The following is a 13,928-nucleotide window of genomic DNA, read 5'->3' on the forward strand; positions in this document are numbered from 1 at the left end:
ATCCCGCCGCCGCTGTCAGTGGCCGCCGCTAGCCTCTGTGACGTGCCAGCCCGTATCATCGATCCCGAACAGCTCAAAGAACTCCTCGGCATCCCCTTCACCCCGGAGCAGACGGCCTGCATCACCGCGCCGCCCGCCCCGCAGGTGATCGTGGCCGGAGCCGGCTCGGGCAAGACGACGGTGATGGCGGCACGCGTGGTGTGGCTGGTCGGCACCGGCCAGGTCGCACCCGAGCAGGTGCTCGGCCTCACCTTCACCAACAAGGCCGCCGCCGAACTCGCCGAGCGCGTCCGCAAGGCGCTCGTCAGGGCCGGCGTCACCGACCCGGACGCCATCGACCCGGACAACCCGCCGGGCGAGCCGGTGATCTCCACGTACCACGCCTTCGCGGGCCGCCTGCTCACCGACCACGGCCTGCGCATCGGTCTCGAGCCCACGTCCAGGCTGCTCGCCGACGCGACCCGTTTCCAGCTCGCCGCGCGCGTGCTGCGCGAGGCCCCGGGGACCTACCCGGCCCTGACCCGTTCCTTCCCGGACCTGGTCGGCGACCTCCTCGCCCTCGACGCCGAACTCTCCGAGCACCTCGTACGCCCCGAAGCGCTGCGCGCGTACGACGCCGAACTGCTGCTGACCCTGCGCGGCGCCAAGCTCACCAACGCCGACCTGCGCAAGGTCCCCGAGGCGGCCGCCGCCCGCCGCGAACTGGCCGAGCTGGTCACCCGCTACCGGGCCGCCAAGCGCGAGCGGGACCTGCTCGACTTCGGCGACCAGATCGCCCTCTCGGCCCGGCTCGCGAAGATGCCCGAAGTGGGCCGCGTGCTGCGCGACGAGTTCCGGGTGGTGCTGCTCGACGAGTACCAGGACACGTCTGTCGCCCAACGCGTCCTCCTGGCGGGCCTGTTCGGCGAGGGCACCGGCCACCCCGTCACCGCCGTCGGCGACCCCTGCCAGGCGATCTACGGCTGGCGGGGCGCCTCCGTCGCCAACCTCGACGACTTCCCCGAGCACTTCGCCCACGCCGACGGCCGCCCGGCGACCCGGCAGGCGCTCAGTGAGAACCGCCGCAGCGGCGGCCGCCTCCTCGACCTCGCCAACGGCCTCGCGGAGCCCCTGCGCGCCCTGCACGCGGGCGTGGAGGCCCTCCGCCCGGCCCCCGGCGCCGAGCGCGACGGGAAGGTGCGCTGCGCCCTGCTGCGCACCCACGCCGAGGAGATCGACTGGGCCGCCGACTCCGTCGCCCACCTCGTACGGACCGGGACGGCACCCGGCGAGATCGCCGTCCTGTGCCGCACGGCGACCGACTTCGCCGAGATCCAGGGCGCATTGGTCGCCCGGGACATCCCGGTCGAGGTCGTCGGCCTGTCCGGGCTGCTGCACCTGCCCGAGATCGCCGACCTCGTCGCCATCTGCGAGGTCCTCCAGGACCCTGGAGCCAACGCCTCCTTGGTGCGCCTGCTGACCGGTCCGCGCTGGCGCATCGGCCCGCGCGACCTCGCCCTGCTGGGGCGGCGCGCCCGGCTCCTCGTGTCCCACGCGCGCGTGGAGGGCGACGACGACCCGGACCGCCGGCTCGCCGAGGCCGTCGAGGGGGTCGACCCGGCCGAGGTGATCTCGCTCGCGGACGCCCTCGACACGTTCCTGGAGACGCCGCTGGACGGCCTAGGGGACGACGACGGACTGCCCTTCTCGCCGGACGCGCGCGTGCGCTTCGCCCGCCTGGCCACCGAGCTGCGCGAGCTGCGCCGCTGTCTGGCCGACCCGCTGATGGACGTCCTGCACCGTGTCCTCGCCGTCACCGGCCTGGAGGTCGAGCTGTCGGCGTCCCCGCACGCCCTGGCCGCGCGCCGCCGCGAGACCCTCTCCAACTTCCTGGACGTCTCCGCCTCCTTCGCCGCCGGCGACAACGAGGCCACTCTCCTCGCCTTCCTCGGCTTCCTGCGCACCGCAGCCCAGTACGAGAAGGGCCTCGACAACGCCCTCCCCGGTGGCGAGAACACCGTCAAGGTGCTCACCGCCCACAAGTCCAAGGGCCTGGAGTGGGACGTCGTGGTCGTCCCCGGCCTGGTCACCGGCACCTTCCCCAGCAGCCAGGGCCGCGAGAAGTGGACCTCCCAGGGCAAGGTCCTGCCGCACCGGCTGCGCGGCGACGCCGACACCCTGCCCGACGTGGAGTCCTGGGACCCCAGGGGCCTGAAGGCCTTCCACGAGGCCATGAAGGACCACCAGCACACCGAGGAACTCCGCCTCGGCTACGTCACCTTCACCCGCCCCCGGTCCCTGCTCCTGGGGTCAGGCCACTGGTGGGGACCCACCCAGAAGAAGCGCCGCGGACCGTCCGCGTTCCTCCAGGCCCTCCACGACCACTGCGCGGCCGGGTACGGCGAGATCGAGGCCTGGGCGGAGGAACCCGCCGAGGACGAGGAGAACCCGGCCCTGCACCAGGCCACCGCCGACCAGGTGTGGCCCCTGCCCCTGGACGAGGCGGCCCTGGCCCGCCGCCGTGCGGCCGCCGCGACCGTCCTGGCGCACCTGGAGGACCTCGCGTCCCACGAGGACGGACACCCCGCGGCCGTGCACGACCCGGACGGGGCCGAGGACCCGGAGTGGCCGCCGCCCCCTGAGGACGACGAGCCTCCGTACGACGAACCGGACCCGTTCGACGACGCTCCCGAACCGGACCCGTTCGACGACGCTCCCTTCGAGGGCGACGCCGTCGCGGAAGACCCGGCGGACCGGGACGAGTGGCCGGCCGGCCGCGACGAGTGGCCGGCGGGCCGCCCCACCGTCCCGCACCAGGCGGCCCCACTGGAACTTCCCGCCGCGCGCCCACACCCGACGACGCCGGAACACCCGCAGCTCACCCCCGAGGAAGCCCGCACCGTCGCCTCCTGGGACCGCGACCTCGACGCCCTCACCGGAGAGCTCCTGCGTGCCCGCGACAGCGTCACCGAGGTCCCCCTGCCCGCTGCGCTCACCGCGTCCCAGCTGCTGCGCCTGGCCGCCGACCCGGACGGCTTCGCGCAGGAACTGGCCCGCCCCATGCCCCGCCCGCCGCAGCCCGCCGCACGCCGCGGCACCCGCTTCCACGCCTGGGTCGAGGCCCGCTTCGAAGCGCTGACGCTGCCGTTCCTGGAGCCCGGGGAACTGCCCGGCAGCGACGCCGAGATCGCCGACGAACAGGACCTGGAAGCCCTCAAGGACGCCTTCGAACGCACCGGGTACGCGCACCGCACGCCCTACCGGGTGGAGGCCCCCTTCCAGCTGGAGATCGCCGGCCGCGTCGTACGGGGCCGCATCGACGCCGTCTACAAGGAGAGCGACGGGCAGGGGACGACATACGAGATCGTCGACTGGAAGACGAACCGCACCCGCACCGCCGACCCGCTCCAGCTGGCCGTCTACCGCCTCGCCTGGGCAGAGCAGCAGGGCGTGCCGCTGGAGTCGGTCACGGCCGCGTTCCTGTACGTGCGCAGCGGCGAGGTCGTACGGCCGGACGACCTGCCGGACCGGGCCGCGCTGGAGCGGCTGCTGCTCGAGGAGCCGTCCGGTGAGGAACCGCACTCCGAGGACGTCAGTGCGGGCCGATAGGCTCGTGACCATGAGCCAGACCCCGGACAGTGTCGTCCGTACGTACATCGAGCAGCATCGCGCCGCCTTCCTCGACGACCTCGCCGAGTGGCTGCGCATCCCGTCGGTGTCGGCCCAGCCGGACCACGCGCCCGACGTACGACGCAGTGCCGACTGGCTCGCCGCCAAGCTGAAGGAGACCGGTTTCCCGACGGCCGAGGTCTGGCAGACCCCGGGCGCGCCCGCCGTCTTCGCCGAGTGGCCCTGTGACGACCCGCAGGCCCCCACGGTGCTGGTCTACGGCCACCACGACGTGCAGCCCGCCGCCCGGGAGGACGGCTGGGACACCGACCCCTTCGAGCCGGTCGTCCGCGAGAACCGCCTCTACGCGCGCGGGGCGGCCGACGACAAGGGCCAGGTGTTCTTCCACACCCTGGGAGTCCGCGCCCACCTCGCCGTCACCGGCCGCGTCACCCCGGCGGTGCACCTGAAGCTGCTGATCGAGGGCGAGGAGGAGTCCGGCTCGCCGCACTTCCGGGGCCTCGTCGAGCAGCATGCCGAGCGGCTCGCCGCCGACGCCGTGATCGTCTCCGACACCGGCATGTGGTCCGAGGACACCCCCACGGTGTGCACCGGCATGCGCGGCCTCGCCGAGTGCGAGATACGGCTGCACGGCCCCGACCAGGACATCCACTCCGGCTCCTTCGGCGGCGCGGTGCCCAACCCGGCGACCGCCGCCGCCCGCCTCGTCGCCGCCCTGCACGACGAGCACGCGCGCGTGGCGATCCCGGGCTTCTACGACGGCGTGGTCGAACTCACCGACCGCGAGCGGGAACTCTTCGCCGAACTGCCCTTCGACGAGCGGCAGTGGCTGCGCGCTGCCAGGTCGTACGCCACCCAGGGCGAGGCCGGGTACACCACCCTGGAGCGCGTCTGGGCCCGCCCCACCGCGGAGGTCAACGGCATCGGCGGCGGCTATCAGGGCCCCGGCAGCAAGACCATCGTGCCGTCCTCCGCCATGGTGAAGCTGTCCTTCCGGCTCGTGGCGGGCCAGGACCCCGACCAGGTGGAGAAAGCGGTCCGGGCCTGGGCCGAGCAGCAGGTGCCCGCCGGGATCCGCTGCGAGATCACGTTCAGCGGGGCCACGCGCCCGTGCCTGACACCGCTGGACCACCCGGCCCTGAAATCGGTGGTCCGCGCGATGGGCCGGGCCTTCGAGAAGCCGGTCCGCTTCACGCGCGAGGGAGGCTCCGGACCGGCGGCGGACCTCCAGGACGTCCTCGGCGCACCCGTGCTCTTCCTCGGCATCTCCGTCCCGTCCGACGGCTGGCACGCCCCGAACGAGAAAGTCGAACTCGACCTGCTCCTCAAGGGCGTCGAGACCACCGCGTACCTGTGGGGCGACCTCGCCGAGCACTGGCGCCATGTGCCCTGAGCGTCCCGTGCCGTCCGGACCGGCAGCGCGCGCGGGGCACACTGGAAGAGCCGCCCCAGCACCGCGGAACCCCGCCGGACCGGTCGCCTCCCGTCGTACGTCCCGCTGATCAGCCCGCCGAACCCGACCGTTCCACCGGGGAGTTGGAAGCACCCGTGACCACCTGGACCGACCAGAACGCCGACCGACCCATCTCGCTCACCGCACCGAGCGGCATCGACCGGGCCGCGCACCACCGGCTCGACGAGGCCTGGCTCGCGGCGGCGTGGAGCCACCCCTCCACGCGCTGTTTCGTGGTCTCCGGCGGCCAGGTCCTCATCGACGAGACGGCGGACGGGCGCACCGAACTCGTCATGACGCCCTCCTTCGAGGCCCCCCTCACCGAGGCCCACCGCTACTTCCTCGGCATCGACGAGGACGGCGTCAGCTACTTCGCCATCCAGAAGGACTCCCTGCCCGGGCGTATGGACCAGTCCGCGCGGCCGGCGGGCCTGCGTGAGGCGGGCCTGCTCCTGTCCGCCCGGGACGTGGGCCTGATGGTGCACGCGGTGGGCCTGGAGAACTGGCAGCGCACCCACCGTTTCTGCTCGCGCTGCGGCGAGCGCACCGTCATCGCCGCGGCCGGTCACATCCGCCGCTGCCAGGCCTGCGGCGCGGAGCACTACCCGCGTACGGACCCCGCCGTGATCATGGCTGTGACCGACGAGGACGACCGCATCCTGCTCGGCCGCCAGGTGCACTGGCCCGAGGGCCGCTTCTCGACGCTCGCCGGTTTCGTGGAGCCGGGCGAGTCCATCGAGCAGTCGGTGCGCCGCGAGGTCCAGGAGGAGGTCGGCATCACCGTCGGCCAGGTCGAATACGTCGCCAGCCAGCCCTGGCCCTTCCCGTCCAGCCTCATGCTGGGCTTCCTGGCCCGCGCCACCTCGACCGAGATAGAGGTCGACGGTGACGAGATCCACGAGGCCCGCTGGTTCTCCCGCGACGAACTGCGCGCCGCCTTCGAGTCGGGCGAGGTGCTCCCGCCGTACGGCATCTCGATCGCGGCCCGCCTGATCGAGCTCTGGTACGGCAAGCCGCTTCCGACGAGAAGCGCCGTCTGACGGGACCGCCCGCGTGTCCGACCCGTACTGGAATCACAACGTCCACCACCACCCAGAGGTGCTCGACGCTGTCCCGTACGGCTGCGGCAAGGCCCTCGACGCGGGCTGCGGCGACGGCCTGCTCACCCGCAAGCTCGCGGTGCGGGCGGCATCCGTCACGGGCGTGGACCGCTCGCCGGAGATGATCAAGCTTGCCCGCGAGCACGCGCGCGTGCCCGGCAACGTCACGTACCTGGAGGCGGACTTCCTCGCCGGCGGGTCCCTGCCCGAGGGCGCCTACGACTTCGTCAGCGCGGTCGCCGTGGTCCACCACGCGCCGTTCGAGGAGGCGGTCACGCGCCTCCTCCGACTTACCGCGCCCGGCGGCCGTCTGGTGATCGTCGGCATGGCCGCCAACCGGACGGTCCTGGACTGGGTCATCAGCGCGTGCGGCGTGCCCGCGAGCCAGTGGCACGCCCGTCGGCACGGTGGCAAGCGGAGTCCGGCCGGGATGCCCATGGAAGACGTGCACATGTCGTGGGGAGAGACCCGGCAGGCGGTCCACCGACTGCTGCCCGGCTGCGACTTCCGCCGCACGCTGCTGTGGCGCTACGTCGTGGTGTGGGACAAACCATCGGGCAAACCACCAGAAGGCGGTCCCTGAGCCGTCTCAGGAACCGCCTTCCCGGCCAAACCGCGGCGAACAGGCGCCGATCTTGCTTCAGTCGATCTTCCGCCTCAGCCGATCTTCTGCTTCACCTGTGCCAGCGACGGGTTGGTGAGGGTGGAGCCGTCCGGGAACAGAACGGTGGGCACCGTCTGGTTTCCGCCATTCGCCTTCTCCACGAACGCGGCGGACTCCGGGTCCTGCTCGATGTTGATCTCGGTGTACGCGATGCCCTCGCGGTCCATCTGACTCTTCAGCCGACGGCAGTAGCCGCACCAGGTGGTGCTGTACATCGTCACAGTGCCCGGCATGTCTCTCGTGCTCCTTCGGTGGCTCGGGGACGGGTGGTCGCAGTGGTGGAACGTACGTGAAAGGGCAACCATTCCCGGGGTCCGTGCCCCGCCGGACGTGACGCCTGCCGCGTTAGTACGACTGGCAATGCCTGCCTGTGGACAGCCGGCACAGCCGTCTCGCGGGACCTGGCAGCATGGCGGTGTGACAGCAGCAACGCACTCCACCCTGTTCCCGCAGGTACCGGACTCGGCCGACGCGGTGCTCGACGGGCTCGACCCCGAGCAGCGCGAGGTGGCGACCGCCCTGCACGGCCCGGTGTGCGTCCTGGCGGGCGCCGGCACGGGCAAGACCCGGGCGATCACCCACCGCATCGCCTACGGAGTGCGCGCCGGCATCCTGCACCCCTCCAGCGTGCTCGCCGTCACGTTCACCAACCGCGCCGCCGGGGAAATGCGCGGCCGGCTGCGCCAGCTCGGCGCCGGCGGTGTCCAGGCGCGTACGTTCCACTCGGCGGCGCTGCGCCAGCTCCAGTACTTCTGGCCGAAAGCGATCGGCGGCTCCATGCCCCGGCTCGTCGACCGCAAGGCCCAGCTCGTCGCCGACGCGGCCGCCGCCTGCCGCATCCGGCTCGACCGTGGCGAGCTGCGGGACGTCACCGCCGAGATCGAGTGGTCCAAGGTCACCCAGACGGTCCCCGCCGACTACGCGCCAGCCGCCGCCAAGGCCGGCCGCGAGACCCCCCGCGACCCTGCCGAGATCGCCCAGCTCTACGCCGCCTACGAGGACGTCAAGCGCGAGCGCGCCGTCATCGACTTCGAGGACGTGCTGCTGCTGACCGTGGCCGTCCTCCAGGACCGGCACGACATCGCCGAGCAGGTCCGCGCCCAGTACCAGCACTTCGTGGTCGACGAGTACCAGGACGTCAGCCCCCTCCAGCAGCGCCTGCTGGAACTGTGGCTGGGCGACCGGGACAACCTGTGCGTGGTCGGCGACGCCAGCCAGACCATCTACTCCTTCACCGGCGCGACACCGGACCACCTGCTGGATTTCCGTACCCGCCACCCCGGCGCCACCGTCGTCAAGCTGGTCCGCGACTACCGCTCCACCCCCCAGGTCGTCCACCTCGCCAACGGCCTGCTCGCCCAGGCGAAGGGCCGTGCCGCCGACCACCGCCTGGAGCTCGTCTCCCAGCGCGCCCCGGGGCCAGAGCCGGTCTACACCGAGTACACGGACGAGCCCGCCGAGGCAGAGGGCGCGGCCCGCCGCATCCGCGAGCTCATGGACTCGGGAGTCCCGGCCGCCGAGATCGCCGTCCTGTTCCGGACCAACGCGCAGTCCGAGACCTATGAACAGGCCCTCGCCGACGCCGGGGTGCCCTACCAGCTGCGCGGCGCCGAGCGGTTCTTCGACCGCCCGGAGGTGCGCAAGGCGGGCGTCGCCCTGCGCGGCGCGGCCCGCTTCGGCGGCAACGACTCCCTTCTGGACGACGCCGTCGACCTGCCCTCCCAGGTTCGCGCCGTGCTGTCGGGGGACGGCTGGACGCCGCAGCCACCGGCCGGCTCCGGCGCCGTGAGAGAACGCTGGGAGTCCCTGGCCGCCCTGGTGAACCTCGCCCAGGACTTCGCCGCCGCCAAACCCGGCGCCACCCTGGCAGACCTCGTCGCCGAACTCGACGAACGGGCGAACGCCCAGCACGCCCCCACCGTGCAGGGCGTCACCCTCGCCTCCCTGCACTCGGCCAAGGGCCTGGAGTGGGACGTCGTCTTCCTGGTCGGCGTCGCCGAGGGCATGATGCCGATCACCTACGCCAAGACCGACGAACAGATCGAGGAGGAGCGCCGCCTCCTCTACGTCGGCGTCACCCGCGCGCGGGAACGACTCCACGTCTCCTGGGCCCTCTCCCGTTCCCCTGGCGGCCGCCCCAACCGGCGCCCCAGCCGCTTCCTCGACGGACTGCGCCCGGGTTCGACGGCCACCACGGGCCGTACCGCCGCCGGCAGCGCGGGCGGCATCGAGCGCGGAATCCCCGGAACAAGGGGTTCCGCCCCGATACGGGTCCAGCGAACGCCCGCCCGCTGCAGAGTCTGCGGACGCACGCTGACCGACGCGGGCGAGATGAAGCTGATGCGCTGCGACGGCTGCCCCTCCGACATGAACGAGGGCCTCTACGAACGGCTGCGCGAGTGGCGTGCCGACCAGGCGCGACGCAGCGGCCAGCCCGCCTTCTGCGTCTTCACCGACAGGACCCTGATGGCGATCGCCGAGACCGCGCCCGACGACGAGCACGAACTGGCGCGCATCCCGGGCGTGGGGATGCGCAAGCTCAACCGCTACGGAGCCGACGTACTGGCCATCTGCGCAGGCCAGTTCGCCGAAGGGGACACAGATCAGGACTGACACGAACTCGTCGAAAAAATAGTTTGCGCATGCCCCGGCAATCCCCATAGGTTCTTAGGCACGAGAGCAGCGGCCTTCTCGGAGGCCCTGATTCCGTGTTGTACTTGCATATCCGTCGGACTGGTTCACCCGGTCCCCCGAGACGCCGAGAGGAGGCGAGTCCAGTGATCAGCATCAACACCAGCTCCATCAGCATCGTGAAAATGACCGATCGCTCGGCCGTCTCCGCGTGCATGCTCGGCGTTTCGAACCTGGGCACCGGTCTGTCCGGCATTCGTGCCGCGCGTCCGGCGTCCTCCTCCGTTGTCCCCGCGGGCCTTCCCATCCGTGAGCGCAATGAGCGACCGACCAAGGCACTGGAAGCGGCAGTAGTGGCACAGGCGCAGGCCTATGCCTTTACGGCGACCGGTGCCGGATTCCGGAAGCAGACGACGCAGCACCACCTGATGTGGGCCTTCCGTGGGCCAGAACCCTGGAGTGATCCAGCCTGATCGTCGATCAGGCCGGCGCCTTCAGGGCCGCGGAACCCCATCCGGGATCCGCGGCCCTTTCGTTTGTCCCCGACCAGGGACGACGGACCGAAGGAGCCTCGGGACAAGAAAAGAACCCGGTACCAGCCGCCCCTCGGCCAACAGGCCGGAACGACCAGACGAGGAAGACGAACCGTGCAACTCGAAGCGCACGCCCCGTCCGTACCGCCTTCCGAAACGATCCCCAAGCCCGGCTCCACGGAGGACTCCGCCTTGACCCCGCTCACCGCGCTCACCGCGCTCGACGACGCCATCGAGAACCTCGGCGTACCCGTCCCGTGCCGTTCCTACGACCCGGAGGTCTTCTTCGCCGAGTCGCCGGCGGACGTCGAGTACGCCAAGTCCCTGTGCCGCACCTGCCCGCTGGTCGAGGCCTGCCTCGCCGGTGCCAAGGAGCGGCGTGAGCCCTGGGGCGTCTGGGGTGGCGAGCTGTTCGTGCAGGGTGTCGTCGTCGCCCGGAAGCGGCCGCGTGGCCGCCCGCGCAAGAACCCGGTCACAGCATGAACACCGCAGGAACGATCGACCGCCCCCTCACGCACGACCCCCAGAAGCAGGCCCCGATGAAGCCGTCCACTTACGAGCCCGCAGGCTCCGCGAACCAAGACTTCACCCCCAGCGGCGCGAAGGACTCGCGTCAGAACAGGACCCGAGAGATGCAACTCATCCCAGAAGCCATGGCTCGTGCGCATATGCGCGAGCGACTGCAAGAGGCGGAGCGGGAACGCCCGGCCGTGCGCCTTGCGACCGCCCGCCGGATGCAGCGCAGGGCGGAGCGCGCCTCACGGCGTGCCCGCCGGGCGCTCGCCATGGCGGTCATGCAGTAACCGACCTCACCTGAAGCGGTGGCCTCCCGAGCCCGGGAGGCCGACCTCTCCCCGGGGGCCGGTCCGTGTCGAACGGACCGGCCCCCGCGGTGCGTTGTACCACCGGAAACCGTCGGACACGGCGATATCGTCGCCGGGTGACGAGTCCTCCCGCCGGCAGAGACGACGGCTCCGCCGCAGATCCCCAGCCGCTCGTGTGCGACCGCTGCGGCACGCCGGCCGGCGCCCTGGCCGACGGCCCGCCACTCACCTGGACCTGCTTTGTGGAGAACGGCGTCCGCCGCTACTTCTGCGAGAGCTGCTCCCGGGAGAACCTCAGGTCGATCGAGGGGCGCCTGGACTCGGACTGGTGGTGAGGCGCGGGCACCCGGTCATCCGCGGTGCCCGCTGAGGCTCATGCCTCCGCCACCGAATCCTCGCCGTCCGCCGGATCCTCCGGCACGAACCCCGGCAGCCACTCCTCCAACTCATCGCGCAGACGCACCGTCGCCCCCAGCTGGCACAGCACGCCGATCGTGCTCAGCGTCACCCGGTGGATCAGCAGATACGACGGGGGCAGGTTGAGCTGCTTGCCCAGCTGGTAGGCGGGGGAGCGCGGGTCCGCGACGCGGGCCGCCTGGCTGCGCATCCAGCCGCGCGTGAACGTGAACTCCTCGACCTCGGCCGGTTCGATGATCGGCAGCAGATAGTCCAGGACCGCGTCGGGATCGAGCTCTATGGTCTCCTTCACGAACCCCTCCGCGCACAGGAGCTCGTAGACCGCCTCGGCCTCCCCGTCGAGGGTCATGCGCAGGGACTCGCCGATGGTGGCCGGCAGCCCGCCCGGGAGACGGTCGACCGTGCCGAAGTCCAGGACGCCCAGGCGCCAGTCGTCCTCACCGTCCGGGCCGCCGGGCAGCAGCCGGAAGTTGCCCGGGTGCGGATCGGCGTGCAGCAGGCCGGTGCGGGCGGGGCCGGAGAACAGGAAGCGGGCCAGGAGCTGGCCGGCCCGGTCGCGCTGCTCCTGGGAGCCGTCCGAGATGATCTCCGACAGCGGGATGCCGTCGATCCACTCGGTGATCAGGACCTGGTCGGACTGGTGCACCACCTGCGGCACGATCACGTCCGGGTCGTCCGTGAACTCCTCGGCGTGGGCCTGCTGGGCCTGGGCCTCCAGGCCGTAGTCCAGCTCCTCCGAGACGCGGTCCTTCAGCTCCGTGATCAGCGGCTTGATGTCCATGCCGGGGATCAGCGGGCCGAGCAGGCGGGAGAAGCGGCTCAGCTGGTTCAGATCGGACAGCAGGGCCTCACCGGCGCCCGGGTACTGCACCTTGACCGCCACCTCGCGGCCGTCATGCCACACTCCTCGGTGCACCTGGCCGATCGAGGCCGCCGCGGCGGGCTTGTCCTCGAACTCCAGGAACAGCTCGTGCCAGCCCTCGCCGAGACGCTCCTCGAGCACCGCGTGCACGGTGCGCGTCGGCATCGGCGGCGCCGCCTCCTGGAGCTTGGTCAGCGCGGCCCGGTAGGGGCCGGCGACCTCCTCGGGCAGCGCCGACTCGAAGACGGACAGGGCCTGGCCGAACTTCATCGCGCCGCCCTTGAGCTCGCCGAGCACCTTGAACAGCTGGTCGGCCGTGCGCTGTTGGAGTTCGCGGCCGACGAGCTCCGCGGACTCGCCGACGATTCGCTTGCCGAATCCCCAGGTCGCCCGCCCGGCGATGCCGAGCGGGAGCGCGGCGAGCTTGGCGGTCCGGGTGACCGCCTTCCGGGGAAGATCAGACATGCGCCCTCCAAGTCCCAGCCGGCCGCTTCGCCGCTGCCTCACGGCACTGCGCCGACGGCCGTTGCACCGCCATTGTCTCGTGTGACTCCCCATCCTCCGAGGGGTGCTCCCCCTTTCCTCTCTCCGCCGCCCCACAGGGGCATGCCGGATGCGCCCAGACCGGCCGCGCATGCCAGTGGAGATCGGGCACGGAGACCTCCCAGCGTGCCCCGGCGCTCGACGGAACCCGGCCGTCCAGGAAGGCGAGCGCGTGGGCGGCGGCCAGTCCGGCCACCGTAGTGGCCAGCGTCAGGTCGCAGGGCCGCACCTGTCGTTGCCTGCCGGAGCGCCACTGGGCGACCAGGCGCGGCCAGGTCGGATCCCGGTCGGTGCGGCTCTCGTGCAGGCACCCCGCGCAGCCCGTCTCCCCGGGCAGGACGAGCGGGCCGACCACCCCGGTCCCCTCCACGACCCCGGCGTACAGATGGGGTGTCCCGGAGGACATCAGGGGCTCGGCGGCCGACGCGTCGGGCGCGTGCACGGCGACATCGTCGCGCGGGGCGACGATCACCAGCGAGAAGCCCGGGTCACCATCCTCCGGGGATGCCTGGGCTGCCGCGCGGCGCGGCAGCCGGTCCGGGGCCGCCCGGCGCACGGCCTGGCGGGCCGACTCGTCCCTGCGGTCGCCGACGGCCTGCGCGGGCAGCCCGCCCGGAGCGACGTCCCACGGCTCCACCCGGCCGCCGTCGCGCACGTCGACCTCGCCCACACCGGCCCCCGACAGCAGTGACGCCAGCACGGCACCCACCCGGCCCGCGCCTCGCACCTGCACGCGCTGAGAGCGCCGGGCGGCCAGCTGCCGCATCGCGTCGCCCGGTGCCGAGGTGGTCAGGGACAGCGAAGCAAGGTCGGGACGCAGCCGGTCGAGGACCTCCTTCTTCTGTCGCAGGGTGTCGGCGGCCAGTCCGCCGCCCCGTGCGTCGTCCAGGAGCCCGGCCCGGGCGAGCCGCCGCACCAGCCCGTCGACATGGCCGTCGGGCAGATCCGTACGGCGTCCCTCCTCGCGCAGCAGCTCCAGCCCTCGTGTGCCGTTCAGCAGGTCGAGGAAGCTGCCCGTCGCCAGGTCCATCGGGCCGAGCGTCATCGCATGCGCCGGTGTCATCCCGAACTGCACGGTGTTGAGGTCGCGCCAACCGCGCCTGAGCGCGGGTTTCACCATCGGATGCATGACAGGCCCCCGTATGTCATAGATCGTCCTCGTATGCCGGTTGAGCGTGACGGCAGCCCAGCACCCGGCCGCACGCCGAACTCTGCCGCACGCCGAACCCGGTCACAGGCCGGCCTGATCCCGGGCCGGGCCTGCTCGCCGCTTCGCCGACAAGAGCCAGCAT

The 13,928-nt window shown here is 72.1% G+C and carries 12 protein-coding genes; 9 read left to right on the forward strand and 3 right to left on the reverse strand.

Annotated features, from left to right (window positions below; translation table 11 throughout):
- The first annotated feature begins 42 nt into the window (after positions 1 to 42).
- The 4 genes from ACIBNA_RS27025 (at position 43) to ACIBNA_RS27040 (ending at position 6,745) form a co-directional block, all read left to right on the forward strand.
- Positions 43 to 3,588 (forward strand): UvrD-helicase domain-containing protein, encoded by a 3,546-nt coding sequence (locus ACIBNA_RS27025; RefSeq protein WP_399167736.1) that lies wholly within the window; start codon positions 43 to 45, stop codon positions 3,586 to 3,588.
- A 10-nt stretch (positions 3,589 to 3,598) separates the two neighbouring features.
- Positions 3,599 to 5,002 carry a dipeptidase gene (locus ACIBNA_RS27030; protein ID WP_399167738.1) on the forward strand — a complete coding sequence of 468 codons (1,404 nt, stop codon included), beginning with the start codon at positions 3,599 to 3,601 and terminating at the stop codon, positions 5,000 to 5,002.
- Between the two features lie 155 nt (positions 5,003 to 5,157).
- A complete protein-coding gene (nudC, locus tag ACIBNA_RS27035; RefSeq protein WP_399167740.1) occupies positions 5,158 to 6,102 on the forward strand; it encodes an NAD(+) diphosphatase in 945 nt (314 codons plus the stop codon).
- 13 nt (positions 6,103 to 6,115) lie between these two features.
- Positions 6,116 to 6,745 carry a class I SAM-dependent methyltransferase gene (locus ACIBNA_RS27040; RefSeq protein WP_399167741.1) on the forward strand — a complete coding sequence of 210 codons (630 nt, stop codon included), beginning with the start codon at positions 6,116 to 6,118 and terminating at the stop codon, positions 6,743 to 6,745.
- A gap of 74 nt (positions 6,746 to 6,819) precedes the next feature.
- On the opposite strand, the gene ACIBNA_RS27045 is transcribed toward ACIBNA_RS27040, so the two are convergent.
- Complete coding sequence (locus tag ACIBNA_RS27045) at positions 6,820 to 7,059, reverse strand: mycoredoxin (RefSeq protein WP_059417293.1); 240 nt, start codon at positions 7,057 to 7,059, stop codon at positions 6,820 to 6,822.
- 127 nt (positions 7,060 to 7,186) lie between these two features.
- Here ACIBNA_RS27045 and ACIBNA_RS27050 point away from each other — a divergent pair, with 127 nt between their 5' ends.
- The 5 genes from ACIBNA_RS27050 to ACIBNA_RS27070 all read left to right on the forward strand — a co-directional run bounded on the left by ACIBNA_RS27050 (position 7,187) and on the right by ACIBNA_RS27070 (position 11,149).
- Complete coding sequence (locus tag ACIBNA_RS27050) at positions 7,187 to 9,439, forward strand: ATP-dependent DNA helicase UvrD2 (RefSeq protein ID WP_399167743.1); 2,253 nt, start codon at positions 7,187 to 7,189, stop codon at positions 9,437 to 9,439.
- A 164-nt stretch (positions 9,440 to 9,603) separates the two neighbouring features.
- Positions 9,604 to 9,930, forward strand: coding sequence for a hypothetical protein (locus tag ACIBNA_RS27055; protein WP_399167745.1), 327 nt, complete (start codon positions 9,604 to 9,606; stop codon positions 9,928 to 9,930).
- 174 nt (positions 9,931 to 10,104) lie between these two features.
- Complete coding sequence (locus ACIBNA_RS27060; RefSeq protein ID WP_010047663.1) at positions 10,105 to 10,473, forward strand: WhiB family transcriptional regulator; 369 nt, start codon at positions 10,105 to 10,107, stop codon at positions 10,471 to 10,473.
- Complete coding sequence (locus ACIBNA_RS27065; RefSeq protein ID WP_399167747.1) at positions 10,470 to 10,793, forward strand: hypothetical protein; 324 nt, start codon at positions 10,470 to 10,472, stop codon at positions 10,791 to 10,793. Before ACIBNA_RS27060 ends, ACIBNA_RS27065 begins: the two co-directional genes overlap by 4 nt.
- Positions 10,794 to 10,930: 137 nt before the next feature.
- The gene (locus tag ACIBNA_RS27070) at positions 10,931 to 11,149 is read left to right on the forward strand and encodes a hypothetical protein (protein WP_399167749.1); all 219 of its coding nucleotides are present in this window, start codon (positions 10,931 to 10,933) and stop codon (positions 11,147 to 11,149) included.
- A 38-nt stretch (positions 11,150 to 11,187) separates the two neighbouring features.
- Here ACIBNA_RS27070 and ACIBNA_RS27075 read toward each other — a convergent pair whose 3' ends face one another.
- Positions 11,188 to 12,558: an ABC1 kinase family protein gene (locus ACIBNA_RS27075; RefSeq protein ID WP_399167751.1), complete on the reverse strand. Its 1,371-nt coding sequence runs from the start codon at positions 12,556 to 12,558 to the stop codon at positions 11,188 to 11,190.
- Positions 12,551 to 13,765 carry a TOMM precursor leader peptide-binding protein gene (locus ACIBNA_RS27080; protein ID WP_399167753.1) on the reverse strand — a complete coding sequence of 405 codons (1,215 nt, stop codon included), beginning with the start codon at positions 13,763 to 13,765 and terminating at the stop codon, positions 12,551 to 12,553. Before ACIBNA_RS27080 ends, ACIBNA_RS27075 begins: the two co-directional genes overlap by 8 nt.
- Positions 13,766 to 13,928: the final 163 nt, after the last annotated feature.

This window comes from Streptomyces sp. NPDC050164 (genome assembly GCF_044459945.1).
In the GTDB taxonomy this organism is placed as follows: Bacteria; Actinomycetota; Actinomycetes; order Streptomycetales; family Streptomycetaceae; genus Streptomyces; species Streptomyces coeruleorubidus_A.

Coding starts and splice junctions, on each gene's coding strand:
- ACIBNA_RS27030 (WP_399167738.1), top strand. CDS start 3,599: ATGAGCCAGACCCCGGACAGTGTCGTCCGTACGTACATCGAGCAGCAT.
- ACIBNA_RS27075 (WP_399167751.1), bottom strand. CDS start 12,558: ATGTCTGATCTTCCCCGGAAGGCGGTCACCCGGACCGCCAAGCTCGCC.
- ACIBNA_RS27050 (WP_399167743.1), top strand. CDS start 7,187: ATGCCTGCCTGTGGACAGCCGGCACAGCCGTCTCGCGGGACCTGGCAG.
- ACIBNA_RS27045 (WP_059417293.1), bottom strand. CDS start 7,059: ATGCCGGGCACTGTGACGATGTACAGCACCACCTGGTGCGGCTACTGC.
- ACIBNA_RS27080 (WP_399167753.1), bottom strand. CDS start 13,765: ATGCATCCGATGGTGAAACCCGCGCTCAGGCGCGGTTGGCGCGACCTC.
- ACIBNA_RS27065 (WP_399167747.1), top strand. CDS start 10,470: ATGAACACCGCAGGAACGATCGACCGCCCCCTCACGCACGACCCCCAG.